This is a genomic window from Virgisporangium aliadipatigenens (assembly GCF_016863615.1).
GTDB lineage: Bacteria > Actinomycetota > Actinomycetes > Mycobacteriales > Micromonosporaceae > Virgisporangium > Virgisporangium aliadipatigenens.
Genome location: NZ_BOPF01000021.1, coordinates 129,699 through 153,802 on the forward strand (window position 1 = coordinate 129,699; position 24,104 = coordinate 153,802).

Here is a 24,104-nt window from a genome sequence, read left to right on the forward strand (position 1 = left end):
TCAGCGTTCATGCAGTCGCGCTGCGAAGCTCCGTGGCCGGCGTGGCCATCATCGGCAGTAGCCGACCGAGTAGCGCGTGCAGTTCCCGAACCGTCCGCCGATCCAACAGATGTCCCTCGACAACGGCCGGCTGGCCGCCGAGGAAGTGCGAATGCACGAGCGTCAGTTCGACCACCACCTCGGCGGAATCCGTCGGATCGGTGGAGGTCGACGTCAGGCGAGCGATTACTGCCACTCCGCCAGGTGCACTCTTGTCGATTCGGAACGGTGCGCTTCGGTGCCGCGACCACGGATCGAACGCGACGCACTCACTCACGTCGCACCAAACGGGATGATCGATTACTTCGGACACTCGCTTTCCCTTTCTGCCGGTGTGCGAGCGGCGCCGAGGCGGGCGGATCAGCGAATCGGCGCTGCTCCGATGGGCGGCACCCGCCTCGGCGCCGTGTCGTCTACTCTCGACCGCACGGCGCCCGACGCCTATTCCGCTGCGCTATCCCGAGACGGGATGGACGGCGCTCCACGAATCATCGAGATACATGACAGGGGCACTCGTGGCTTCCAATGGGCTCGCACCGATTCAGGTTTCCGATGAGTTCTGGAAGCGCGTCGATGTAATTGCAGCACTCAACAACCGCGCGATGGGCTCGCTGCTCGCTCTTGTCCGCCGCCACACCGGAGCCAGTCAAAGTCGGATCGGTGCGGCGATCGGCATGAGCCAAAGCGCGGTCAGCGAGATCATCTGTGGCAAACGATCCATTACATCGCTGGACGTGTTGCACCGAATAGCCGACGGCCTGCACCTGCCGAGCGACGCTCGACGACGACTCGGCCTCGCTGCCGACGGCTCCGGCCAAGGAGCGGCGCCCCGGTCCGACTCCGGCGTCGATGCCGACGAGTTGGCCCGGGTGCTCAGTCAGTCATCGGTCGACGACCGCGACCTGGACTTCATCGAGCAGGCTGTGAACCTGCTCGCCAGGCGATACCCGGTCTCCGGGCCGACCTCGATCTGGCCGATGACGGCGGCGCATCTGGGCCGACTTCACCTAATCGCCGCCCGGCCGCAGCGGCTGTCGATTCACCGTCGGGCAATCTCGCTGATCGGCCTGACTTCAGGGATCGCCGGCAATGTCTGGATCGACCAGGGGCATGGCGATCGCGCCGCAGGCTATTTCGCCGTCGGTCGACTGGCAGGCCACGAGTCCGAAGACGGCAGTCTTACCGCCTGGGTCCTCGCGTTGGAGAGCATCGCGCCGTTCTACAGCGGGAACGCGCATCACGCCGCGAGCCTGCTCGACCAGGCGTCCCACCTGGCCTGTCGGCGTGCCGGTCGGCGCCGCCGCGCATGGATCAGCGCGCTACGTGCCCGCGCGTATGCCGGTATCGACAACGAAACGGCCAACGATGCCCTCAGCGAGGCGTACGCCGACCTCGATCGTGCCGAACCTCCTGACGGGACCGACTTCTTCGACAAGGCACGCCTAGACGGGCTCGCCGGCACGGTCCACCTGCTCGTCGGTGATACCGCTACCGCGAACACGCTCATGAACACCGCTCTGGCCGAACGCCCCTCCCATGACATCAAAGGGCGGGCACTTCTGACCCTCGATCTCGCCGCTGTAAGGGTCCGTGATGACGAACCGGAAGCAGCCTGCGACCTGATCACCGATGCGCTCGCCATGGCTGACACGCAGCTCGTGCATCCGATCGTCGGACGCGCGCGCGAGGTCCTGAGCGGCATGGGACGCTGGCGGTCGACCGATGCTGTCCGCACAATCCAGGAGCACCTCCGATCCCTGCACCGACAACCCGCGATTTAGGGGCGAGATGACACGCTGGAAGGTCCACGGCACCCGACCGGCGTATCAAAGCCCGTGGGTCGAAGTGTGGCGAGACGATGTCGAGCTACCCGACGGCGATCGCATCGATCACCACGTGATCAAATTTCCGCGAGCATCCGTCGGTGCCGTCGCAGTCGACGGAGACCGTACGCTGCTCATCTGGCGTCATCGGTACATCACCGACACCTGGGGTTGGGAAATACCAGCCGGCTGGGTGGACCCCGGCGAGGACCCAGCGGTCGCCGCCGGCCGTGAGATCGAAGAGGAAACCGGATACCGAGCCGGCTCCGTCGAGCACATGTTCACCTACCATCCGCTGGCCGGTATCAGCACCATGCGCTACACGGTCTTCCTCGCCACGGGGCTCATCCACATCGGAGAACCCACCGATCGGGCGGAAACCGTGGAGGTAGCCTGGCTCCCACTCGCCGAGCTGCCGCGCCTTGCCGCCGACCGGCAGATCACTGATGGGCCGTCCCTCTCCGCGCTTTCCTACTATCGCGGCATGCACCTCGCCTAGCCTCAGACGGCTGAGTTTCGGGCGGGTTCTGCCGGGCATGCGGGCGGCATGTTCCCAGCGGAGAACCTGCGTGACTGGCGCGGCGAGAAGGTCATCGACCCGGACGACTCCAAGATCGGCGAACTGGAGGCGGTGTACGTCGACACGGCCACCGACGAACCGTCGTTCATCACGGTCCGCGTCGGCTTCATCGGCCGGCACCGGCTCGTCTTCGTGCCGCTCCTCGGCGCGACCGTCAAGCCCGACGCGGTGCGGGTGCGCTACGACAAGAAGCTCGTCGACGCCGCGCCGTCGATCGACCTCGACGGCGAACTGACCGCCACCGAGGAGCCCGGCCTCTTCGCCCACTACAACCTCCAGTACACGACCGGGGCACCCGGCGTGCGGCGGCTCGCGCGTCGCTGACCAGGGCTGGAGCGCGGCGGGTACGCTCGGCGGCCGCTGGTCGAGCCGGGAGGTCGCACGTGAACATCTGGGTCCTCGCGAGCGTCGTCGGCGGGGCGCTCCTCGCCGGTGGCGTCGTCGTGGCGCTCGTTCTGCACGCCGTGCGCGAGAACTACATGGCCGACCTCGCAGCCGAATGGGAGACGGAACGCGCCGCCATGGCCGCCGTGCTGCGCGAGGACCTGCGGGTGTTGCACGCCCGGCTGGCCCAGCTGCCCGCCGGATCGGCCGCCGACGCCGCCTTGCAAGAGCACGACGCCGCCGGGCAAAAGCGTGACACGGCCGCCGCGCACCTTCGGGAGGCGGAGCGGGCCGCCGAGCTGTTCGCGGCCAACGAGCGCTGGGCCGACAACCTGCGCGCCGCCACCACGGCGGCCGGCCGCGCCGGTCGTGCGATGGCCGGCCGCGAAGAGCCGCCGTGCCTGTTCAGCCCGGTGCACGGGCCCGCCGCCGCGGAGGTCGAGTGGGCGCCGGGCGGCGGCGCGCGCAGGCGGGTGCCGGTGTGTGCCGAGGACGCGGCCCGGCTGCGCGCCGGCGAGGCCCCGCGGGTGCGCACCGTTCAGTCCGACGAGGGCGTCGTGCCGTACTTCGCCGCGCACGGGCGTTACGTCGACTGGCTGCTGGGCTGGTACGACGGGTTCGACCCGTACCTGACCGCGCGGCTGCTCGCCGGCACCCCGATCGGGGGTCACCTGCCGGGGCGGATCCGGGCGATCCACGGTGCCGGCAGCGACCCGATGGGTGAGTTCGGCCGGGTCCACGACTGAGCCAAACCCTGGAAAAGGCGGCCGGAGCTCGTCGCCGCCACCCCGGGCGGCCATCATGAGATCATGATCGACTGGGTCGGATTCCTGCCCGCCGCGCTGTTCGTCTCGCTGATCCCCGGGGCCAACCAGCTGCTCGGGCTCAGCAACGCCGTCCGGTACGGCTCCCTGCGGGCGCTGGCCGGCGTGGGTGGGCGGCTGGCGGCGTTCGTGGTGCTGATCGGGCTCGTCGTCGCCGGGCTCGGCGCGGTGCTGGCCGCCTCCGCCACCGCCCTGGAAGCGATCAAATGGGTGGGCGTCGTCTATCTCGTCTGGCTCGGCGTCACCAGCCTGCGCAGCGCCGCGCGCGAACCGCTCGCCGGCCGGGACCCCGCGGCGACCGAGGGCGCGGTGCGTTCGATCGTGACGCGCGAGTTCGTGGTGGCGATGAGCAACCCGAAGGCGCTGCTGCTCTTCGCGGCGCTGCTGCCGCAGTTCACCGGCGGGCAGGCGGCCGACGCGGGTGGGCAGCTCGCCCTCCTCGGGATCGCGTACCTCGGCGTGGAACTCCTCGTCGGGCTCGGCTACATCGCGATCGGCAGCCGGATCGGGGCGACCGGCGTGCGGGCGCGCACCCAGCGGAAGGTCGACTTCGGCGCGGGCGTCGTCTTTCTCGGCCTCGGCGCCGCCCTGGCCGTAGACGACCTCGCCTGAGGCTCAGCGCCGGTACTGATAGGTGCGCGACCTCGCGCTGATCGGAAGCGTCTCGATCGGCTTCAGATAGCCGACTCCGACGTACTGCTCCATGTATTCGTGCTCGGGTACCTGGACCGCCACGAGATCCCAGGGCCCGTGCTGCTGCAGGTTCCGGCCGAAGCGGACGCGGTCGCAGGTGAAGCGGTCCGGCGCGGCGTTCTTCGGGTAGCACCGGGTGGTGTACCAGTCGTCCGTGCCCGGGCGTTCCGGGTGTACTCCCACGAGGACCCAGAGCGTCTGGCCGGGGATCGGTCGCCAGAAGACCAGTACCGACACCTCCAGCGGAACGTCCACGGCCTCGGACGGTTCGAGCACGGTCAGCGTGGCCGGGGCGACGAATCGGACGGGCCGGCGGTCGGCGTCGCGACGGCCGAATGCGACGGGGCGGCGGTGGCCCGATCGCCGTCCCGCGTCATCACCTTGAGCGCCGCCGCCACCCCGACGGCGAGCAGGGCGGTCACCGCGACGGCGAGACCGATCCGCCCCGCCCTCCGTCGCGGCGGCGGTATCGACGGCTCGGCGTGACGCCAGGGCCGGAGCCGGTCGCCGAGGTCGGTCCGATCGATCCGGTCGAGCAGGCCGGGGAGTTCGGGCAGCCGGTCGCGCCGCTCCAACCAGTCCCAGACGGCGCGTGGCTCGTCGCCGGCCGGAAAGCGGGCCCGCTCGTATGCCGGAATGTCGATCAGATCCGCGAGATCCCGCCAGTCGCCGCCGAGCCGCCGGCAGAAGTCGAGCTTCCGGGCTCCGGGCGGCGGGGCGGGCAACGGCTCGCGCACGGCGACAGCATGCCAGAAACCGGACGCGGACGTGGCAACGGAGCGAAGCGGAGAGGTGCGACGGGAGGAACGGTCGCGCCCCCGGCGGACGCGCGAAATAGAAACCCTAGGAAAAGGGATCCGGGCGCCGCTCCAACAGCTCGTACAGCGTCTGCTGGATCGTCTCCCGCACCTGATCCGCGAGATTGAAGATCACCATCGGATCGTCGGCGTCGCCCTCGATCGACGCAGTCTCGATCGGCTTGCCGAACTCGATGAGCCACTTCGACGGCAGCGGCACCAATCCGAGCGGCCCCAACCACGGGAACGTCGGCGTGATCGGGAAGTACGGCAGCCCGAGCAGCCGCGCGAGCGACGGCACGTTGCCGATCATCGGGTAGGCCTCCTCGGCGCCCACGATCGACACCGGGATGATCGGCACACCGGTGCGCAGGGCGGCCGACACGAAGCCGCCGCGCCCGAAGCGCTGCAGGCGGTACCGCTCGCTGAACGGCTTCCCGACGCCCTTGAACCCCTCCGGGAAGACGCCGATGAGGTGGCCGGTGCGCATCAGCCGCTCGGCGTCGGGCGCGCAGGCCAGGGTGGCCCCGCTCTTGCGCGCCAACTCGGACAGGCCGGGCATGCGGAAGACCAGGTCGGCACCGAGCAGGCGCAGGTAACGTTCGGTCTCCTCACGAACGGCCACCGCGAGCATGACGGCGTCGATGGCGACCGTGCCGGAGTGGTTGGCGACGACGAGCGCCCCGCCCTCGGTGGGGAGGTTCTCCACGCCGGTGACCTCGGTGCGGAACCACGTCTTGTACAGCGGCTTCAGCGCCGGCAGGAACACGTTGTCGGTGAGGTGCTTGTCGAACCCGAACTCGTCGACCTCGTAGTCGCCGGTGAGCCGCTGGCGCACGGCGGAAAGGAAGCCCGCGACCCGCTCGTCCCACACGTCCGGCTTACGGGGCTCCGGAACCTCAGTCATCGTCGCCCCCGAGAGACGCCCGGGCCTGCCGGATCCGTTCGAGGATCAGCTTCTCGGCGAACCGCAGCCGCGAACCGCTCATCGGCCCGGCGTCGTGCGCGCGCACGAACTCGTCGAACGCCTCGGCGGTGCTGCGCGGCTCGAAGCCGAACTCCTTCACCAGCGCCTCCGTGTCGACGACCCGCCCGTGGACGAACAGGTCCAACTGGTCGAGCGAGAAGTCCAGCACCCGCCACTGCTTGGCGACGGCCGCGACACCGGAGAGCCCCGGCTCGAGAACCGGCACCGCCAGCCGGCCGGCACGCCGGATCGCCTGGTTGAGCGTGAGCACGCCGCGCCCGGCGACGTTGTAGGTCCCCGGGTGGTCCTCGACGACCGAGCGGTGCAGCACCTCGAGCGCGTCGTCGGCGTGCACGAACTGCAGCCGCGGATCGCGCCCGAGCACGGTCGGCACCAGGGGCATGGTGAAGTACCGCGACAGCCTGGTGTCGGTCTGCTGCCCGATGAACGGCGCGAACCGCAGCACCGTGGCCCGCACGTCCTTGCGCCGCCGGCCGAACCCGCGCACATAGTCCTCGACGTCGAGAACGTCGCGCGCGAAACCACCGCGCGGCAGGTCCCGCGGCTCGGTGCCCTCGGTGAAGACGGCCGGGTCGCGGAAGGACGCGCCGTACGCGGCCGTCGACGAGCGCACCACCAGCTTGCGCAGCCGGGGCACCTGCTGGCACGCGGCGAGCAGGCGCATGGTGCCGATGACGTTCGCTTCCTTCATCGCCGCGCGCCCGCCCCGGTTGGGGTCGGGGGCGGTGGAGATGGCCAGGTGAGCGACGACGTCGACCTCGTTGCGCGCGAACAGCCGGATCAGGTCGGCCGTGCGCAGCTCGGACTCGTACAGCTCCACGCCCGTGAGGTACGGCTCGACCTCGGCCGACGGCGCGGCGGGGTCGAGTCCGATGACACGCTCAACGGCCGGGTCGGCGACGAGTCGGGCCGCCAGACGGGCGGCGAGGTACCGGCTGACGCCGGTCACCAGCACCGTGATTCCGTCGGGGGTCGACTCGCTCACCTAGCCCTAGCTCACTTCGCTGAAGGTGCGAACTACTTGCCGAGACGACGACGCTGGACGCGGGTCTTGCGCAGCAGCTTCCGGTGCTTCTTCTTGGCCATACGCTTGCGGCGCTTCTTGACGACCGAGCCCATTAGTTCCCCTCAAAACACGTACGCACGCGGTGCCCGGCGGGAATGCGCCGGGGCACATCGGTGTATTGGCGGGCTCCAGGGTAGCCCCCCGCCCGCGTGATCGGAAAACCAGCGCCCGGCCTGTCAGCCGGAAAGCCCGGCGAAGCGGCCCTAAAGGCCTCTCCTGCCGATCATCAGCGGCCTGCGCCGGCTCCAGACGCCGCCTCGCGGCGCCGGCGAGCCACCCGGATACAACACCGGTATCCGGGCACCTCGCCGTCTGGCGACGCGACGTCTGGACCTCGCCGCAGACTCGCCATGATCGACAGGACAGGCCTGGGCGGCGGTCAGGCCGATTCGCGGAAGGCGCCGCGGAGGTAGGCGTGGACCGCGTGCTCCGGGACCCGGAACGAGCGACCGACGCGAACCGCCGTCAAGTCGTTGGAGTGCACCAGCCGATACACCGTCATCTTGGACACCCGCATCAGCGAAGCGACCTCGGCGACCGTCAGGAAGCGCACGTCACCGAGCCGTTCATCAGCGCGCCGGGCGTCGCCCTGAGGGATTGCCGTCATGATTCCTCCGATACCGACCGTGAGAATACTAGTACGGTAGCGGGACAGATGTTACGGCGCGTGCGACTTCGACTACTTTGGATCACTCCGAGCGCAACGCCACCACGGGATCCAGCCGCCCGGCGCGCTGCGCGGGCACCACTCCGAACACGATCCCGACCGCCGCGGAGACCCCGAACGCCAGCACGAGCGACCACCACGTGATGGCCGCCGGCACCGGCGAGACGGCGGCGACGAGCAGGGCCGAGCCGACTCCGATCGCCATCCCGAGGGTCCCGCCGAGCGACGTGAGCAGCACCGCCTCCAGCAGGAACTGCACCCCGATGTCGCGCGGCCGCGCCCCGACGGCCTTGCGCAGACCGATCTCGCGGGTCCGTTCGCGCACGGAGACGAGCATGATGTTGGAGACGCCCACCCCGCCGACGAGCAACGAGATGCCGGCGATCGCGGCCAGCACACCGGTGAGCACCCCCAGGATGTCGCCCAGCACGCCGAGGATCTGCTCCTGCGTCACGGCGCTGAACTCGGTCTCCGGATGCCGCTTGGACAGTTCCGCCACGATGCGGGTGGCGAGCGCGTCGATCGAGGTGCGGTCGGGCGCCTTGACGGCGATGGCGTCGATGCGGTTCGTGGCGAAGAGCCGGTGCGCCGTCGTGACGGGGATGTGCACCTCGTTGTCCCGGTCGACGCCGAGGCTCTGCCCCAGCGGCGCGAAGACGCCGACGACGCGGAACCGCACGCCGGCGATGTTCGCCTGCTGGCCCACGGGATCCCGGTCGCCGAAGAGGGCCCGCGCGACGGAGGCACCGAGCACGGCCACCCGCCGCTGAGTGTCCACATCGGACTTGTTGAAGTAGGTGCCGCGACCGACCTGACGGACGAAGACGTTCGGGGTGGTGTCGAGGACGCCCAACACACTCGTGAAGGTGCTCTTGGAAAACGCACGCACCGTCTCCCCCGACGTCACCGTCACCGCCACCCGGCTGCGATCGCCGACGATGCGCGTGACAGCGTCCACATCGGACAGTTGCAGCCGCGAAGCCGTTGGGGCGGCACCGAAATCCACCCGACCGGGCACCACGACGAGCAGGTTCGAGCCGAGCCCCTCGACCTGTTCCTCGACCTCGTTCTTGGTGCCGGTGCCGATGGCGACGAGCACCACGACCGCCGCCACGCCGATGATGACGCCGAGCATCGTGAGCCCGCTGCGCAACCTGTTGGCACGCAGGGCGGTCAGCGCGACGCGCCACGCTTCGACAAACCTCACACGATCACGCCGTCGCGCATCGTGATGCGGCGCCGCGCCCGGGCCGCCACCTCCAGGTCGTGGGTCACCATGATGAGCGCCACCCCGCGCTCCGCGTTGATCTCCTCCAGCAGCGTCAGGACGGACTGCCCGGTCGCCGTGTCGAGGTTGCCGGTCGGCTCGTCGGCCAGCAGCACCACCGGATCCGTGACGAGGGCGCGGGCGATCGCCACCCGCTGCTGTTCGCCGCCGGAGAGCTGATTGGGGCGGTGGTCGAGGCGGTGCCCCAACCCGACGCGGGCGAGCATCGCGGTGGCGCGGCGACGGCGTTCGGCGGCGCGGATCCCGCCGCGATAGACGAGCGGCAGCGCGACGTTGTCCACCGCCGTCGTGCGCGGCAGCAGATGGAACGCCTGAAAGACGAAACCGATGGTCTCGTTGCGCAGCGTCGCCATGGCCGCCGGGTCGAGGCGGTTGACGTCGCGGCCGCCGATGAGGAGTTCGCCGGCGGTGGGCCGGTCGAGGCCGCCGAGCAGGTGCATCAGCGTGGACTTGCCCGAACCGGACGGACCGACCAGCGCCACGTAGTCGCCGGCGGCCACCTCCAGGCTGACGCCGCGCAGCGCCGGGACGCTGACGCCGTCGAGTTCGTAGGTGCGGCTCAGGTCGCGGGCGACGACCGCCGGCATCATTTGAGCTCCTGGCCCGCGCTGACCTTGTCGGCGCCGCGCACCACCACCCGGTCCCCCTCGGCGACGCCGTCGACCACCTGCACCAGGTCGGTGCCGGCGACCCCGAGCGTGACCGGCACCCGCTGCGCCCTGCCGCCGCGCACCACCCACACCGCGTCGCGGCCGTCCGCGCTGAGCACCGCCGCCGCCGGCACCACCACCGCCCCGGCCGCCGAGCGGACCGACAGGTGCGCGACCGCGCTCATCCCCGGCCTCGGCGCCGGCGCGGCCCGCCCGTCGGCGAAGGTGCCGGCGCGCAGGGCCAGCCGCACCCGGTAGGAGACGCCGCCGCGCGCCGACGTGGTCGGCAGCACGTCGACCGCGCGGACCGTGGCGGCGTAGCGGGCGCCGGGGGCCGCGTCGAGTTCGACCTCGGCCGCCTGCCCGGCGGAGACCAGCAGCACGTCGGTCTCGTCCACCTCGGCGAGCAGGCCGGGCTCGCTGGTGTCGACGACGGTCAGGATGACGGTGCCCGCGCTGACCCGCGCGCCCTCGACCGGCGCCGGATCCACTCCCGGCCCGTTCGCGGGCGCGGCGTTCGGGACCGGTGCTCCCATGCCCAAAAGCTCTTCGATGGAACCGGCACCGCCGCCGGCTGCGCCGGGACCGCCCATCTGGAGCACCCCGCCGACGGGAGCCCTGAGCGTGAGCGCGTCGACGGTGGTGCGCGCCAGTTCGTAGGCGGACTTCGCCTGGGCCCGCTGCGCGGCGGTCAGCGCGTTCATGGCCTGGCTGACACTGGCGATGCCGTTCTGCACCGAGGCGATCAGGGCCCGCGAGGACGCGCTGGCCTCCCGGTAGGCCGCCTCGGCGGCGCCGACCTGGGCCAGCAGCGCGTCGCGCACCCCCGGGTCGGCGATCTTCGCGGCGGCCTCCCGCGCCACGGCGAACGCCTGCGCCGCCGCCTCGTCGGTCTTGCGCTGCGTGCCGGAGAGGTCCCGCACGCCGACCGCGCCGGTGCCCGAAAGCGCCCGCAGCGCCTCCTCCGCGTCGGCGAGCCGCTTCTGCGCACCCGGCGAGTCGATCACCGCGAGGACCTGCCCGGCGCTGACCGTGCTGCCCGGCGGTGCCTGCAACGACCGCAGCGTGCCGTCGGCCGGCGCGGTCAGGGTGGCGACGGCGCGTGCGGTCACGGCCGCCGGAGCGTCGACGAGTTCGGTGACGTCGGCGCGGGACGCGGTGCCCACGCCGATGCCGTCGTCGTCCGAGGAACAGGAGGCCGCGCCGAGCGCCAGCACACAGAGCACACCGACGGCCAGGATCAACGGCCGTGCTATCCGGCGAGGGGGTTGCCGCACCTCGCCCATGCTATGCCGGGTGTCGACGGCCCTCAGTTAACGAGCGAACGGATCGACGCATCGCAGTCGGCCGCCACGTCGGACCACTCCGCGCCCAGCACCCGGGGCGCCGCCCGCTCCGGCGACTCGGCCGAGCGCACGACCGCCTCGAAGAAGCTCCACATGCGGTCCTCGCCGAACCGGTCGGCGATCCGGCGCACCGCGAGGTAGGCCACGCCGTACCGGCCCGTGGCGTCGCCGACCGACGCGGACTCGGCCGGTGCCGACAGCGCCGCCGTGCCCGGCCACTGTCCACTTCGGACATACGTGCGGGTGCCGTCGAGCCAGCGGTACTTGCGCGGGTCCTCACCGGCGTGCGCGGCGAACTCGGCGACGCCCTCGACCAGCACCCACGTGTCGGAGTAGTTGCGCGACACCCCGGCCAACGTCGTCACGTGCGCGAACTCGTGGGTCAGCGTGTCCAGGCTCTCGGCGGCGTCGACGCGCGTCGCGTTGAGCACGATCTCGGTGTAGTCCGGCGCGAGCGGCATGGCGAACCCGGCCACCCACGCGGCCTGCTTGCCGCCGTACCACTTCGCCCAGTCCTCCGGGTCGGCCAGGTACACCATGTAGCGCGTCGGGGCCGGGCGCCAGCGGGCGTACCGGTCGGCGATCTTCGCCGCCTTCTCGGCCGTCTCCAGGACGGCCGGCAGCCGCGCCGACGTGTGGCTCGTGCCGGCCACGACGACCCGTTCGCCGACGGCGGCGCGCAGGTCGCTCGCCTCCCAGGGGCGCGGGCCCCGGTCGGTGGAGTCCGGGTAGGCGACGAGCTTGGCGACGGTGCCGGTGACGGTCCACTCCGACTGCACCTTCGTCGGTGCGCGCACGCAGCCGTCGGCCGCGGCGCAGAAGCTCAGCTCGACCGTGGCGCGCCAGCGGCCGTCCGGCGGTCCGTTGTCGCCGCCGCGCCGCCCGCCGAACGGCTGCCCGCCCGCGATCGGCGCCCCCTGGCCCTCGGTGACGCGCTGCGGCGAACCCGAGACGGTCATCGTGACGGCCACGGCCTTCATGGCGCGCAGCGAACCGTAGATGCGCAGCATCCGGTCGTGCAGGGCCGGATCGGCCGGCCGCAGGTAGGCCCGCACGTCGCCGGTGGTGATGGCGGTGGCCTGCTTCGCCAGTTCGACCTCGAAGAGATCCCGGACGGAGACGGGCGCGGAAGACGCCGACGGGGACGGACCGGCAACGGCGGCCCGCGCTCCCACCGGCGCCGAACGCACCGGCGTGGCACCGGCGGCCGAGACCGATCCACCGACGAGGGCGAGCAGAACGACGACCCCCACCCCGCGACGCATTGATCGGAGAGCGAGGGCCATGGCGCAAAGGTACCTAGTCGCGGGAGCGCAGCGCCCGTAGGAAAAAGCCCAGATTGGCGGGACGCTCGCCCAGCCGCCGCATCAGGTATCCGTACCACTGCGTGCCGTAGGGCAGGTAGACGCGCATGGTGTAGCCGAGGTCGACGAGGCGCAGCTGCTCGTCCGGCCGCACCCCGAAGAGCATCTGGAACTCGAACTCGTCGGCGCTGCGGTCGAACCAGCGCGCCCGGTCCTCCGCGATCGCGATGAGGCGCGGGTCGTGCGTGGCGACCATCGGGTAGCCCGGGCCGGACATCAGCGCGTTGAGGCAGCGAACGTAGGACTTGTCCACGTCCAGCCGGCTCTGGAACGCCACCGACTCCGGCTCCTTGTACGCCCCCTTGCACAGCCGCACCCGCAGCCCCTCGACGGCCAGCTCCCGGCAGTCCGCCTCGGAACGCCGCAGGTACGCCTGGATCGCGACGCCGACCGTGGGGAAGTCGACCCGCAGCCGGTGCAGGATCTCCAGGGTGGAGTCGGTGGTGGTGTGGTCCTCCATGTCGAGGGTGACCGTCGTGCCGGCCTCGCTCGCCTTGGCGCAGATGGCGCGGGCGTGCTCGTAGGCCTGCTTGTCGTCGAAGACCTGCCCGAGCGCGGAGAGCTTGAGGCTCACCTCGGCGGCGGGGGTCAGCTCGGCGGCGTGCAGCGCGTCGAGGACCCGCAGGTACTCGCCGGCCGTCGCCTCCGCCTGCTCGGGCGAGACGGTGTCCTCGCCGAGGAAGTCCAGGGTGACGGCGAGGCCCTGATCGGAGAGGCTCCGGGTGCAGCGCAACGCATCGTCACTGGAGTTGCCCGCGACGAACCGGCGCACCAGGTTGCGGCTGACGGGAGCACCTTCCACGAGCCGCTCCACCCGCTGGGAGCCGGCTGCGGCGAGAATTACCTTGCGCAGCATGCCGGGAGCGTACCGCGCGATCATTACGGCCGTCGGCACAAGGCGATGGGTAAGGCACACACAGTTGCCTATCGCTTACTCCAGGACTATTGGCTACGGTGGGCTCCGTGGATTTCGAGGCGTACGCCCGGACAGCCGTCGACGTGGTGAATTCCCCCCTTGCCGACATGTCCGATCTAGAAAACCTCTTCGGCTCGGAGAGCTGGCAGGTGTCCGAGATGACGGAGCGGGATCTGGTCATTCTCAAGCGGGCCCAGAAGAAGCTGCGCGAGGTGTTCGCGCACGGCTCCGCCGGACACGACAACGAGGCCGTCGAGGGACTCAACGCATTACTCGTGGCATACCCGGTGCAGCCGCGCATCTCCGGGCACGACCGCAACGACTGGCACATGCACGTCACCGGCCGGGGCGCGTCGGTCAGCGCCGAGTACATCGCCGGCGCCGTCTGGGGCCTCGCCGTGTGGCTCTGCCAGTACGGCAGCCCGCGCTTCGGGCTCTGCGCCGACGAGCGCTGCGGCAACGTCTACCTGGACACGTCGTCGAACTGCTGCCGCCGGTTCTGCTCGGAGCGGTGCGCCACGCGCTCGCACGTCGCCGCGCACCGCGCGCGGAAAAAAGCCGCGGTGATGGCCTGACTCAAACGTCCACTGTGGACTCGAGGTGATGGCGGGCGAACTTCAACGCCTCGGCCAGGTCGGCCTCCCGCTCGGCGCGGCTCGCCGCCCGGCGGGTGGCCACCTCCATCGCCACCGCACCGGTGAACCCGCGCGACGCGAGCGATGCCAGCAGCTGAGCGCACGGCTGCGTGCCCCGGCCCGGCACCAGGTGCTCGTCGCGCCCCTCGCCGGTGCCGTCGCCCAGGTGCACGTGCTTGAGCCCGGCGCCCATCGCGTCGGCCATCGCCATCGCGTCGTTGCGCGCCGCCGCGCAGTGCGACAGGTCGAGCGTGTAGGCGTCGAAACCGGCGACCGTCGGGTCCCAGCCCGGGGCGTAGGGCACGATCTGCCGGCGGCCGACCCGCACCGGGTACATGTTCTCGATGGCGAACGCGATGTCCGGGTGCGACTGCTGCACCTTGGCCAGCCCGCCGGCGAAGTCCTTCGCGTAGTCCCGCTGCCAGGCGAACGGCGGATGCACCACGACCGTCGGCGCTTCCAGCTCCTCGGCCAGCCGCGCGGCCCGGCGCAGCCGCTCCCACGGGTTGGGGCTCCAGACCCGCTGCGTCACCAGCAGGCACGGCGCGTGGACCGAACGCACCGGCACCCCGTAGTGCTCGGTGAGTCCCTTGAGCGCACCCGCGTCCTGGCTGACCGCGTCGGTCCACACCATCACCTCGACGCCGTCGTAGCCGAGCGTCGCGGCCACCTCGAACGCGGCGGCCGTCGGCTCGGGAAACACCGAGGACGTGGACAGGAGAACCGGGACGCGGGACTTCACCCTTCCGAGCCTACCGCTCAGGAGACTCCTAAAATTTCACGCCGTTGGCTGACACGAACAGATACGCCTCAGGCGGACTCGAGGACATCCAGCCGCCGCAGAATGACCCCTTCGCGCAGCGCCCACGGGCAGATGTCCAACTCGTCCACTCCGAGCTGGCGCATGGCGGCCTCCGCCACGACCGCCCCGGCGAGCACCTGGTGCGCCCGGCCCCCGCTGACCCCGTCCATCTGGGCCAGCTTCACCGGCGGGATGTGCCGGATGAACGCCAGCACCTGCCGCACGCCCGTCGCCGTCAGGGTGCGCCGCACCCGCGGACCCACCCCCGACGGCGCCGCACCGGCCACCCGCGCCAGCGTCCGGAACGTCTTCGATGTAGCCACCGGCCGGTCCCAACCCGCGTCGACGATCCGGCGCACGATCGGTTCGATCGCCCCGTCGACGTACTCCATCAGCTCCTTGACGGACTGCTCGCCGTAGCAGTCGGGGTACAGCGGTTCGCCGCCGAGCCACTGGCGGGTGAGCCGGCCGGCCCCGAGCGGCAGCGACAGCGCGAGGTCGGGTTCCTCGTCGATCCCGCCGGCGATCTCCAGCGAACCGCCGCCGATGTCGAGCACCAACAGGCGCCCCGCCGACCATCCGAACCACCGCCGCACGGCGAGGAACGTCATGATCGCCTCGGCCTCGCCGGAGAGCACCCGCAGCTCGACCCCGGTCTCCTTGCGCACCCGCTTGAGCACGTCGGCCGAGTTCTTCGCGTCGCGCACCGCCGACGTGGCGAACGCCAGCAGGTCCTCGGTCTCGCGCGTGGCGGCCGAGTCCCGCGCCTTCGCGACGGTCGCCACCAAGGCGTCCGCACCGGCCGGTGTCAGTTCGCCCGAGGCGTCGAGCTTCTCCGCGAGCCGCAGTTCGGTCTTCTCCGAGTACGCCGGCCACGGGTGGGCGCCTTGGTGCGCGTCGACCACCAACAGGTGCACGGTGTTGGAGCCGACGTCGAGAACGCCAAGTCTCATGGCGCCTAACCTAACCGCGTCACGTTCAGGCCGTACGCTGGCCGGATGGAAATCGCCGTGACGGTGGAGGATCCCGACGAGCCCCGTAGCCGTGAGGTGCCGTTGGACTTTCCCCGCGAGTGGCTGGAGTTCGTCGATCCGGCCGACGACACGCACGTGATCCGGGCCGACCTGACCTGGTTGCTGTCCCGCTGGACGTGCATCTTCGCGCGTGGCTGCCACGGCATCGTGCCCGGCCGCGCCGAGAACGGCTGCTGTTCACACGGCGCGTTCTTCACCGACTCCGACGACGAGAAGCGGGTGAAGGCCGCCGTCAAGAGGCTGACGCCGCTGACCTGGCAGCACCATCGCAAGGGGTTCAACAACTGGACCGAGATGGACACCATCGACGGCGACTCCCCGGCGCGGCGCACCGCCACGCGGGAGGACGGCCCGTGCGTCTTCCACAACGACATCGACTTCGTCGGCGGGGGCGGCTGCGCCCTGCACGCCCAGGCGTTGCGGGACGGCGTCCATCCCCTTGAGTACAAGCCGGACGTGTGCTGGCAGCTGCCGATCCGGCGGGACCAGGACTGGACCAACCGGGCGGACGGGTCGCGGATCCTGCTGACGACGCTGTCCGAGTTCGACCGCCGGGGGTGGGGCGAGGGCGGTCACGACCTGCACTGGTGGTGCACCTCGTCGCCCGAGGCGCACGTCGGCTCGAAACACCTCTACCTGGAGTACGAGCCGGAGCTGACCGCCCTCATCGGCAAAAAGGCGTTCACGCGACTGGCCGAGCTGTGCGCCGCGCGGGCGAAGCTGGGTCTGGTGGCCCCGCACCCGGCGAGCCCACCGCAGGAGGGTTAGCGGTCGGTCGCGGGCTTGAGGCGACGGTAGATCTTCTCCGCCGACATGACCGCCACCGCTGCTCCGGCTGAGATCAGCGCCGAAACGGTGTCGGCCATGGTCCAGTAGAAGTTGACGTCGAGGTCCAAGTCCATGCCCTTCCATCGTGCGATCGGGTGCCCCTCATTAGGACACGAGGGGTACCTTCACCCGGATCGCAACCTGCGGACAATCGGACTTTTGGTCACGGTTCGAACTTGTAGCCAAGACCACGCACCGTGATGATGTATCGCGGCGCCGACGGCTCCGGCTCGATCTTCGAACGCAGCCGCTTGACGTGCACGTCAAGCGTCTTGGTGTCCCCGACGTAGTCGGCGCCCCACACACGGTCAATAAGCTGACCGCGGGTGAGCACCCGGCCGGCGTTGCGCAGCAGCAGCTCCAACAGCTCGAACTCCTTGAGCGGAAGCTGCACCGCACCGCCACCCACCGTCACCACGTGGCGGTCGACGTCCATCCGGACGGGGCCGGCGGCGAGGGTCGGCGCGCCCGGGTCGATCGCGTCGGTGGTCTGCCGGCGCAGCACCGCGCGGATGCGCGCGACCAGCTCCCGGGGCGAGTACGGCTTGGTGACGTAGTCGTCGGCGCCGATCTCCAGACCGACGACCTTGTCGATCTCGCTGTCCCGCGCCGTCACCATGATGATCGGCACGTGCGACTTCTGCCGCAGCTGCCGGCACACCTCGGTACCGGACATCTCCGGCAACATCAGGTCGAGCAGCACGATGTCGGCACCCGAGCGGTCGAACTCGGTCAGCGCACCGGTGCCGGTCTCCGCGACCGAGACCTCGAAACCCTCTTTGCGCAGCATGTACGACAGCGCATCGGAGAACGACTCCTCGTCCTCCACCACAAGAACACGGGCCACGGGGGGTCCTTTCTACGCTCCGGTATCCCCCGGATCGGGGTCGATCCCAACCGACGCGGGTGGCCTGCCACCCATGTCGAGGGAACGCGCAGGCAACCGCAAGGTGAACGTCGAACCTTCTCCGACGGTACTGACCACCTCTACGCGGCCGCCATGGTTGGTCAGGATGTGCTTGACGATCGCCAGGCCGAGCCCGGTGCCGCCGGTGGCGCGCGAGCGCGCCCTGTCCGCCCGGTAGAACCGTTCGAAGATCCGGTCGAGGTCGCGCGGCTCGATGCCGATCCCCTCGTCCCGGACGGCGATCTGCACGGTGTCGGCGCCGTTGCCGGCCGTGATCTCCACCCGCGTCCCGTCGGAGGAGTACGCGACGGCGTTCTCCACGAGGCTCGCGACGGCCGTCACGAGCTGGCTCTCGTTGCCGTAGACGGTCAGCCCGCGGGTGCCGGTGACGGCCACCTCGATGTTCTTGGCCGCGGCGGGTGTGCGGGTGCGGTCGACCGCCTCCGCGATGATCCGGTCCACCGGGCACGGCTCCGGCTCGGGCAGCGGCTCGGCCCCCTGCAGGCGGGACAGCTCCAGCAGTTCGCTGATCAGGCGGGCCAACCGGCCGGACTCGTGCAGGATCCGGGCGGCGAACCGGCGTCCCGCGTCGACGTCCGTCGCGTCCTCGTCCAGCGCCTCGTGCAGCGCCTCGCCGAGCAGCTGTAAGGCGCCGACGGGCGTCTTGAGCTCGTGCGAGACGTTCGCCACGAAGTCGCGGCGGACCCGGTTGACGCGGTGCGCCTCGGTCACGTCGGCGGCCTCCACGGCCACGTATCCCCCGCCGATGTCCACCGCCCGCACGTGCACGCCCAGCGGTTCGCCCTCGCCGCCCGGCCGCGGCACGTCCAGTTCGACCTCGCGGCTCACCCCGCTGCGGCGGACCTGGCCGGCGAGCGTACGCACGATGGTGTGCGCGACCGCGCCGGACTGCCCGCCGGCGCGCGCCCGCAGCAGGCCCATGGCCCGCGCCGCGGGGTTGGCCAGCGCCGGCACGTCGTCGTTGTCGAGCACGAGCACGCCCACGTTCAGCGCGTTCAGGCTGGATTGGGCGAAGTTGAGCGGCATCGGCTCCCCTGCTGAGGGCTGGTCGACGGGCGGGTCGACGACGGTGCGTCGAGCGTCGTGCACCCGGTCCGGCCACCACCACCGCAGTGCCACCCCGGCTGCGACACCCACGGCGAGCGCGGCCACGTAACCCCAGTTCACGTCGATGATCGTAGGCCTGGTCCGGTCACCGAAATACTGACCGCAAATGAACGAAACGGGCGGCTCGTACCCGGTTGTTCATCCACCGGAGGCTCAATGTTCAAAAGGGGCGGTGAGCAGAGCACTTACGGTGACGTCATGCGTGAGGAGTTCCGGTCCGAACTGTCGATGATCAGCCGCACCCTGGTGACGATGTCGCAGGTGACGCGCGATCAGATGCGTCGTGCGACGTCCGCCCTGCTGGAGGCGGATCAGACCGATGCGGAGCAGGTGCTCGCCGCCGACGCGGAGGTCGACGCCTACTACCGCATCATCGAGGACCGGGTGTACGACACGATGGCCCGGCAGGCGCCCGTCGCCTCCGACCTGCGCCTGGTGATCACGACCCTGCACATGGCGGCCGACCTCGAACGCATGGGCAAGCTGGCCGCGCACATCGCCCGTTCCGCGCTGCGCCGGCACCCCGGTTCGGCGGTCGCCGAGCCGCTGCACGGCATCTTCAAGGAGATGGGGGTCGTCGCCGACACGCTCGCCACGAAGATCACGAAGGCGATGTCGGAGCGGGACATCGTCGCCGCGGGCCAGTTGGACCGCGACGACGACGCCATGGACGACCTGCACAGCCGGCTCTTCGGCGTGATGTTCCAGAAGGAGTGGCCGGCCGGCGTGGAGGCGGCGGTCGACGCCGCGCTCCTCGGCCGTTACTTCGAGCGCTACGCCGACCACGCCGTCAACGTCGGCAAGCACGTCGTCTTCCTGGTCACCGGCGAGAACCTCGACCGCGAGTAGGCGCTAGCGCCCCTGGTTGGCGACCGCGGCGGCGGCGTCCTTCGCGGCCTCCGGGTCCAGGTAGGCGCCGCCGGCCACGGTCGGACGCAGGTCGGCGCCCAGGTCGTAGCGCAGCGGGATCCCGGTCGGGATGTTGAGCTTGGCGATCGCCTCGTCGGAGATGCCGTCGAGGTGCTTCACCAGCGCGCGCAGCGAGTTGCCGTGCGCGGCCACCAGCACGGTGCGGCCGGTCAGCAGGTCCGGTACGACCGCGTCGTACCAGTACGGCAGCATCCGGTGCACCACGTCCTTGAGGCACTCCGTGCGCGGCTTCAGCTCCGGCGGCAGCGCCGCGTACCGGGCGTCGCCGAACTGCGAGTACTCGTCGTCGTCCGCGATCGGCGGCGGCGGGGTGTCGTACGAACGCCGCCAGAGCATGAACTGCTCCTCGCCGTACTGCTCCAGCGTCTGCTTCTTGTCCTTGCCCTGCAGCGCGCCGTAGTGCCGCTCGTTGAGCCGCCAGTGCCGGCGCACCGGGATCCAGTGGCGGTCGGCGGTGTGCAGGGACAGCTCGGCGGTGCGGATGGCGCGGCGCATCACGCTGGTGTGCACGACGTCGGGCAGGAGCCCGTGCTCGCGCAGGAGTTCCCCGCCGCGCCGGGCCTCGGCCTCGCCCTTGGCGGTCAGGTCGACGTCGACCCAGCCGGTGAACAGGTTCTTGGCATTCCATTCGCTCTCGCCGTGCCGCAGCAGGACGAGGGTGCCCACGGTACCTCCGGTCATGTGGCCATCCTGCCGCAGCGCGTTCGGCGCGGCGGCGGCGACCCGGATATCCGGAAGGTTGCCATTGCGCGAAGGATTGGTGTGTGTCGGCCACCACATTTAAGTAATGCGGAAACAGAGTGGAAACAATTAATGCAAAAAGAAACGGCGGCCCCGGATGGCGCACACCCCCAGCACGCACCACCCGTTGCCGCCGTACAACGGTGGGAGCGCCCCGCCCGGCCGCGCCCACCGCATCTGGGCCGGTCGACTCCCCACCCCCTGGTCGGTCTCGGGCCCGGAACAAACCCTATTAGCCCGACCGCACTAACCACAATCCACTGTCAGCTCATTCACACCTCATACTTATTACTAGTTATAGATCTATGGCGCATGTCCGTCGTGCGCACTACCGCAGTTCCCAGCCGCACCGCTCCGGGTCGATCCGCTTCGCAGGATCGACCACTCCGCTGCCGCGTCCGCGTTCCGCAGCGGTCGCGCTGATCACCGGCGGCGACGCATCGACTACTGCAAGATTTTCTCGCGTTCGACGCAGCACGCCTCGCGGCCCGGCGCATTCCAGAGGTGAGAGTCCCCCGACCTCTGGAGATCAACCGTGAAGGTTCGCAGTCCCCGGACAGTCGCCGTCGTGGCCGCGGTGGCCGTGGTGGCCACCGTGGCGCTCATCGGCGTCGGCACGGCCAACGCCAGCGACCGCCGCAAGCGCTGGCCCTGGCCGACCCGCCCCAAGCCGAGCGCCTCCGCCTCGGCCAAGCCGACCGGCACCGCCACGCAGCCCGCCCCGTCCCAGTCCGCGTCGGCCTCGCCCACCCGGTCGAACGGCACCGGCACCAGCCCGTCCCCGACGTCGACCACGCCCGCCGGCGCGATCAAGCCGCTGCCGGTGAACCAGCAGTTCGACTACCAGATCGGCGGGGCCTACACCCCGCCGTCCGGTACCAAGATCGTCAGTCGCGATCACACGGCCCAACCCGCCGCGGGCCTCTACAACATCTGCTACGTCAACGCCTACCAGACGCAGGACTTCGACGCCGCGGACTGGCTGAAGAACCGCAAGGACCTGGTCCTGCACAAGAACGGCAACCCGGTCGGCGACACGAAGTGGAAGGAGTACGTCCTCGACATCACCACCGACGCCAAGCGCCAGCAGCTCGCCGCGATCTTCAACGCGCAGATCGACGACTGCAAGACGAAGAAGTTCGACGCGATCGAGATCGACAACCTGGACACGTACAGCCGCTCCCAGGGCCTGATCACCGCCGACCACGCGATCGCCTACGCGAAGCTGCTGATCGACCACGCGCACGGCAAGGGTCTCGCCATCGGCCAGAAGAACAGCCTCGAACTGGGCACCCGCGGCAAGCAGGCCGGGTTCGACTTCGCCATCGCCGAGCAGTGCGGCGAGTTCAACGAGTGCGGCGAGTTCACCGCGATCTACGGCGACAGCGTCATCATGATCGAGTACGCGCGCGGGAACTTCGACAAGACGTGCAAGGGCTTCGGTGCGAAGGTGTCCGTCGTGCTGCGTGACGAGGACGTCACGCCGGGCGGCGTATACGCGGCCTGCTGATCCACGCTATGGTGCGCCCGGCAACTGGTACCGCTCCCAGACCCCTGGAGGCGTCCCCCGACATGCGCCGTCCCGGCCGGCATGCCGCACGGGCGGGCGACGGATTCGATGAGTTCGTCCTCGCGCGCGGGCAGGCGCTGCTGAGATTCGCACACGTTCTGTGCGGGGATGCTCACCTGGCGGAGGATCTGGTGCAGGAGGTACTGGCCCGGGCGCACCGCAAGTGGGAACGCATCGAGGTCATGGACGCGCCCGAGGCGTACGTCCGCAAGGCGATCGTGCGGGAGTTCCTGTCGTGGCGCCGGCGCCGGTCGAGCACGGAACGCGTCCTCGCGGACCTGCCCGACCGGGCCGGCGCACCCGACCCGGCCGGCGCCGTGGCCGCCCGCGACGAGATGTGGGCGCTGCTGGGCGTTCTGCCGCGATCGCAGCGGGCGGTGCTGGTGCTGCGTTACTACAACGACATGAGCGACGAGGAGATCGCGTCGACGCTCGGATGCGCGCACGCGACCGTTCGGGCGCATGCGTCACGTGCCCTGACCCGACTCCGGGCGGCGATGGGCCGGCCGTGGGTGGAGGTGGAGCATGGCTGACCTCGACCGGATCCTGCGCGGTTCGATGCACGAGAACGCCGAGCGCGCCCCGCAGGCGGTGGACCTGCTCGGCAAGGTGCACCAGCGGTCCGACCGGCTGGTCCGCCGGCGCCGCCGCCTCACCACCGTCGCCGCCGCCGTCGCGGTGCTCGTGAGCGGGGGGATCGCCGCTCCGGTGCTGATGAACACCGGCCGGCAGGACGGCCCCCCGCCGGCCGCCCGCCAGACCGAAACGACCGCCGCCGCCTCCCCTGAGCCGACGACCACCCGCGCCGTCACGATCATCCCGCCGCCGCCGTCGGCCGAAAGCGGCCCGCCGATCGGGACCGGCACGCAGGTCACCTTCGCCGACGGCGCGGTGACGCCGCCGCAGTTCCCGTACCGGCCCGGGTTCGCGCCGGTCGGCGGCGGCTTCCAGACCCCGCTCATCACGATGGAGAACGGCGACCTCGTCGGCTTCTTCGAGGCCGTCGACGGGGACCGGGGCGCCGACGTGACGATCCGGGTGGGTTCGCGCAAGCCGACGTTCGACGGCGGCGGGGCGGTCTCCGAGTCGAGCGAACGGGTCCGGGGCAAGACGGCCGTGCTGCGCACCGTCGACAAGGCGCAGACCGACCTGCACATCCTGTACTGGCAGGAGTCGGCGACCCAGTGGATCCGGATCGACACCGACGACACGTACACCACCACGCAGGTGCTGGAGATCGGCGAGTCGCTGCGCGCGGCCGGCCTGCCGGCGGTGCTGACGCTGCGGCCCGACCGGATCCCGAACGGCCTGCCGGTGCGCACGACGACGCCGTCGACGCTGGCGTTCGGGCCGGCCGAGAAGTCGGCGATCAGCGTGGTGCTGCGCAAGCCGCGCGCCCTCACCGGGCCCACCGTCGCCGTCGGCGAGCACCGGGGCGTCGTCAACGGCAGCACGCTCAGCGTGGCGATCGACGGGTTCACGCTGGAGGTGACCGTCGGCGACGGCTACCGGGTGGACAACGCGGAGTTGATCCGGTTCGCCGCCGGGATCAAGGTCAGCGACTCGGCCGAGCCCGCTCAGTCCTGACGCTGGGCGCGTTCCACGAACGACTTGAAGGCCGCGAGGTTGGCCAGCGACTCGCCCCGGGAGACCCGCCACTCCCACTCCCGGCGGATGGCGCTGCCGAAGCCGATCTCCAGCATCGGGTTGAAGCTCTCGTCGGCGTACGTCACGACCGATCCGAGCACGCGGTCCAGCTCGTCGGCGGTGACGGCGTGCAGCGGCAGCCGGCCGGTGAGGTACACGTCGCCGGAGGCGTCGATCGCGAACGCCACCCCGTACATGCGGGCGTTGCGCTGGAGCAGCCAGGCCCACAGCTCCTCGCGGTTCTCGTCCGGCTGGCGCATCACGAACGCCTCCACGCGCAGCGCGTGCTCGCCGACGATCAGGTTGCACACCGTCTTCAGCTTCGCCGCCCCGGGCAGCGTCACCGCGAACGAGTGCTCGCCGGTGCTCTCGCAGGGCAGTTCCTGCTCCGCGCAGACGCTCTCGATGAGCTTCGACACCTGATCTCTCATCGCTTCCCGCCCAGTGCCGTAGCGGC

30 protein-coding genes are annotated in these 24,104 nt (G+C 70.7%); 11 read left to right on the forward strand and 19 right to left on the reverse strand.

Annotated features, from left to right (window positions below):
• Nucleotides 1-7: 7 nt before the first annotated feature.
• Entirely contained in the window at nucleotides 8-352 is a 345-nt protein-coding gene (locus tag Val02_RS27185) for a hypothetical protein (protein ID WP_203902056.1), read from the reverse strand.
• A 187-nt stretch (nucleotides 353-539) separates the two neighbouring features.
• Between Val02_RS27185 and Val02_RS27190 the strand changes: the two genes are divergently transcribed.
• From Val02_RS27190 to Val02_RS27210, 5 genes are all read left to right on the forward strand, one after another.
• Nucleotides 540-1,820 carry an NsdA family TPR-like regulatory protein gene (locus Val02_RS27190; RefSeq protein WP_203902057.1) on the forward strand — a complete coding sequence of 427 codons (1,281 nt, stop codon included), beginning with the start codon at nucleotides 540-542 and terminating at the stop codon, nucleotides 1,818-1,820.
• A gap of 7 nt (nucleotides 1,821-1,827) precedes the next feature.
• The gene (locus Val02_RS27195; RefSeq protein ID WP_203902058.1) at nucleotides 1,828-2,361 is read left to right on the forward strand and encodes an NUDIX hydrolase; all 534 of its coding nucleotides are present in this window, start codon (nucleotides 1,828-1,830) and stop codon (nucleotides 2,359-2,361) included.
• 48 nt (nucleotides 2,362-2,409) lie between these two features.
• The gene (locus tag Val02_RS27200; protein ID WP_203902059.1) at nucleotides 2,410-2,766 is read left to right on the forward strand and encodes a PRC-barrel domain-containing protein; all 357 of its coding nucleotides are present in this window, start codon (nucleotides 2,410-2,412) and stop codon (nucleotides 2,764-2,766) included.
• A gap of 59 nt (nucleotides 2,767-2,825) precedes the next feature.
• Nucleotides 2,826-3,572, forward strand: coding sequence for a hypothetical protein (locus tag Val02_RS27205; RefSeq protein ID WP_203902060.1), 747 nt, complete (start codon nucleotides 2,826-2,828; stop codon nucleotides 3,570-3,572).
• Nucleotides 3,573-3,635: 63 nt separating this feature from the next.
• Entirely contained in the window at nucleotides 3,636-4,262 is a 627-nt protein-coding gene (locus Val02_RS27210; RefSeq protein ID WP_203902061.1) for a LysE family translocator, read from the forward strand.
• Between the two features lie 3 nt (nucleotides 4,263-4,265).
• Here Val02_RS27210 and Val02_RS27215 read toward each other — a convergent pair whose 3' ends face one another.
• From Val02_RS27215 to Val02_RS27265, 11 genes are all read right to left on the reverse strand, one after another.
• Nucleotides 4,266-4,619 (reverse strand): hypothetical protein, encoded by a 354-nt coding sequence (locus Val02_RS27215; protein WP_203902062.1) that lies wholly within the window; start codon nucleotides 4,617-4,619, stop codon nucleotides 4,266-4,268.
• A gap of 2 nt (nucleotides 4,620-4,621) precedes the next feature.
• On the reverse strand, nucleotides 4,622-5,080 hold the full coding sequence (locus tag Val02_RS27220) for a hypothetical protein (RefSeq protein ID WP_203902063.1): 459 nt from the start codon (nucleotides 5,078-5,080) through the stop codon (nucleotides 4,622-4,624).
• Between the two features lie 106 nt (nucleotides 5,081-5,186).
• On the reverse strand, nucleotides 5,187-6,047 hold the full coding sequence (locus tag Val02_RS27225) for a lysophospholipid acyltransferase family protein (RefSeq protein WP_203902064.1): 861 nt from the start codon (nucleotides 6,045-6,047) through the stop codon (nucleotides 5,187-5,189).
• Nucleotides 6,040-7,113 (reverse strand): NAD-dependent epimerase/dehydratase family protein, encoded by a 1,074-nt coding sequence (locus Val02_RS27230; RefSeq protein WP_239153360.1) that lies wholly within the window; start codon nucleotides 7,111-7,113, stop codon nucleotides 6,040-6,042. Before Val02_RS27230 ends, Val02_RS27225 begins: the two co-directional genes overlap by 8 nt.
• A gap of 32 nt (nucleotides 7,114-7,145) precedes the next feature.
• Nucleotides 7,146-7,247, reverse strand: a complete 102-nt coding sequence (locus Val02_RS27235; RefSeq protein ID WP_007465623.1) for a 30S ribosomal protein bS22 — start codon at nucleotides 7,245-7,247, stop codon at nucleotides 7,146-7,148.
• Between the two features lie 326 nt (nucleotides 7,248-7,573).
• Nucleotides 7,574-7,801, reverse strand: coding sequence for a helix-turn-helix domain-containing protein (locus Val02_RS27240; RefSeq protein ID WP_203902065.1), 228 nt, complete (start codon nucleotides 7,799-7,801; stop codon nucleotides 7,574-7,576).
• A gap of 82 nt (nucleotides 7,802-7,883) precedes the next feature.
• Nucleotides 7,884-9,068, reverse strand: coding sequence for an ABC transporter permease (locus tag Val02_RS27245; RefSeq protein WP_203902066.1), 1,185 nt, complete (start codon nucleotides 9,066-9,068; stop codon nucleotides 7,884-7,886).
• A complete protein-coding gene (locus Val02_RS27250; protein WP_203902067.1) occupies nucleotides 9,065-9,739 on the reverse strand; it encodes an ABC transporter ATP-binding protein in 675 nt (224 codons plus the stop codon). Before Val02_RS27250 ends, Val02_RS27245 begins: the two co-directional genes overlap by 4 nt.
• Nucleotides 9,736-11,085, reverse strand: coding sequence for an efflux RND transporter periplasmic adaptor subunit (locus Val02_RS27255; RefSeq protein ID WP_203902068.1), 1,350 nt, complete (start codon nucleotides 11,083-11,085; stop codon nucleotides 9,736-9,738). Before Val02_RS27255 ends, Val02_RS27250 begins: the two co-directional genes overlap by 4 nt.
• Before the next feature lie 23 nt (nucleotides 11,086-11,108).
• Nucleotides 11,109-12,431 carry a hypothetical protein gene (locus Val02_RS27260; protein WP_203902069.1) on the reverse strand — a complete coding sequence of 441 codons (1,323 nt, stop codon included), beginning with the start codon at nucleotides 12,429-12,431 and terminating at the stop codon, nucleotides 11,109-11,111.
• 13 nt (nucleotides 12,432-12,444) lie between these two features.
• Entirely contained in the window at nucleotides 12,445-13,365 is a 921-nt protein-coding gene (locus Val02_RS27265; RefSeq protein WP_203902070.1) for a proline dehydrogenase family protein, read from the reverse strand.
• Nucleotides 13,366-13,472: 107 nt separating this feature from the next.
• Here Val02_RS27265 and Val02_RS27270 point away from each other — a divergent pair, with 107 nt between their 5' ends.
• Nucleotides 13,473-14,000 carry a CGNR zinc finger domain-containing protein gene (locus Val02_RS27270; protein WP_203902071.1) on the forward strand — a complete coding sequence of 176 codons (528 nt, stop codon included), beginning with the start codon at nucleotides 13,473-13,475 and terminating at the stop codon, nucleotides 13,998-14,000.
• A 1-nt stretch (nucleotide 14,001) separates the two neighbouring features.
• Here Val02_RS27270 and Val02_RS27275 read toward each other — a convergent pair whose 3' ends face one another.
• Entirely contained in the window at nucleotides 14,002-14,802 is an 801-nt protein-coding gene (locus Val02_RS27275; protein WP_203902072.1) for a sugar phosphate isomerase/epimerase family protein, read from the reverse strand.
• A gap of 68 nt (nucleotides 14,803-14,870) precedes the next feature.
• Nucleotides 14,871-15,815 (reverse strand): Ppx/GppA phosphatase family protein, encoded by a 945-nt coding sequence (locus Val02_RS27280; RefSeq protein WP_203902073.1) that lies wholly within the window; start codon nucleotides 15,813-15,815, stop codon nucleotides 14,871-14,873.
• A 45-nt stretch (nucleotides 15,816-15,860) separates the two neighbouring features.
• Between Val02_RS27280 and Val02_RS27285 the strand changes: the two genes are divergently transcribed.
• Nucleotides 15,861-16,664 carry a DUF3109 family protein gene (locus tag Val02_RS27285; RefSeq protein ID WP_203902074.1) on the forward strand — a complete coding sequence of 268 codons (804 nt, stop codon included), beginning with the start codon at nucleotides 15,861-15,863 and terminating at the stop codon, nucleotides 16,662-16,664.
• Here Val02_RS27285 and Val02_RS27290 read toward each other — a convergent pair.
• The 3 genes from Val02_RS27290 to Val02_RS27300 all read right to left on the reverse strand — a co-directional run bounded on the left by Val02_RS27290 (nucleotide 16,661) and on the right by Val02_RS27300 (nucleotide 18,819).
• Nucleotides 16,661-16,798 carry a hypothetical protein gene (locus Val02_RS27290; RefSeq protein WP_203902075.1) on the reverse strand — a complete coding sequence of 46 codons (138 nt, stop codon included), beginning with the start codon at nucleotides 16,796-16,798 and terminating at the stop codon, nucleotides 16,661-16,663. The two genes, Val02_RS27285 and Val02_RS27290, sit on opposite strands and share 4 nt — an antisense overlap.
• 89 nt (nucleotides 16,799-16,887) lie before the next feature.
• On the reverse strand, nucleotides 16,888-17,571 hold the full coding sequence (locus Val02_RS27295; RefSeq protein ID WP_203902076.1) for a response regulator: 684 nt from the start codon (nucleotides 17,569-17,571) through the stop codon (nucleotides 16,888-16,890).
• Nucleotides 17,572-17,583: 12 nt separating this feature from the next.
• Nucleotides 17,584-18,819 carry a sensor histidine kinase gene (locus Val02_RS27300; RefSeq protein ID WP_203902077.1) on the reverse strand — a complete coding sequence of 412 codons (1,236 nt, stop codon included), beginning with the start codon at nucleotides 18,817-18,819 and terminating at the stop codon, nucleotides 17,584-17,586.
• Nucleotides 18,820-18,957: 138 nt separating this feature from the next.
• On the opposite strand from Val02_RS27300, the gene phoU reads away from it, so the two are divergent.
• The gene (gene phoU, locus Val02_RS27305) at nucleotides 18,958-19,608 is read left to right on the forward strand and encodes a phosphate signaling complex protein PhoU (RefSeq protein WP_203902078.1); all 651 of its coding nucleotides are present in this window, start codon (nucleotides 18,958-18,960) and stop codon (nucleotides 19,606-19,608) included.
• 3 nt (nucleotides 19,609-19,611) lie between these two features.
• Here the strand turns inward: phoU and Val02_RS27310 are convergent, their stop codons facing one another.
• On the reverse strand, nucleotides 19,612-20,370 hold the full coding sequence (locus Val02_RS27310; protein WP_203902079.1) for a phosphoglyceromutase: 759 nt from the start codon (nucleotides 20,368-20,370) through the stop codon (nucleotides 19,612-19,614).
• A gap of 628 nt (nucleotides 20,371-20,998) precedes the next feature.
• Here Val02_RS27310 and Val02_RS27315 point away from each other — a divergent pair.
• The 3 genes from Val02_RS27315 (at nucleotide 20,999) to Val02_RS27325 (ending at nucleotide 23,587) form a co-directional block, all read left to right on the forward strand.
• The gene (locus Val02_RS27315; protein WP_239153361.1) at nucleotides 20,999-21,940 is read left to right on the forward strand and encodes an endo alpha-1,4 polygalactosaminidase; all 942 of its coding nucleotides are present in this window, start codon (nucleotides 20,999-21,001) and stop codon (nucleotides 21,938-21,940) included.
• Nucleotides 21,941-22,002: 62 nt separating this feature from the next.
• Nucleotides 22,003-22,533 carry a SigE family RNA polymerase sigma factor gene (locus Val02_RS27320; protein ID WP_203902080.1) on the forward strand — a complete coding sequence of 177 codons (531 nt, stop codon included), beginning with the start codon at nucleotides 22,003-22,005 and terminating at the stop codon, nucleotides 22,531-22,533.
• Complete coding sequence (locus tag Val02_RS27325) at nucleotides 22,526-23,587, forward strand: hypothetical protein (RefSeq protein ID WP_203902081.1); 1,062 nt, start codon at nucleotides 22,526-22,528, stop codon at nucleotides 23,585-23,587. Before Val02_RS27320 ends, Val02_RS27325 begins: the two co-directional genes overlap by 8 nt.
• Here the strand turns inward: Val02_RS27325 and Val02_RS27330 are convergent.
• Nucleotides 23,578-24,078 (reverse strand): type III secretion system chaperone family protein, encoded by a 501-nt coding sequence (locus tag Val02_RS27330; RefSeq protein WP_203902082.1) that lies wholly within the window; start codon nucleotides 24,076-24,078, stop codon nucleotides 23,578-23,580. The two genes, Val02_RS27325 and Val02_RS27330, sit on opposite strands and share 10 nt — an antisense overlap.
• Nucleotides 24,079-24,104 lie beyond the last annotated feature (26 nt).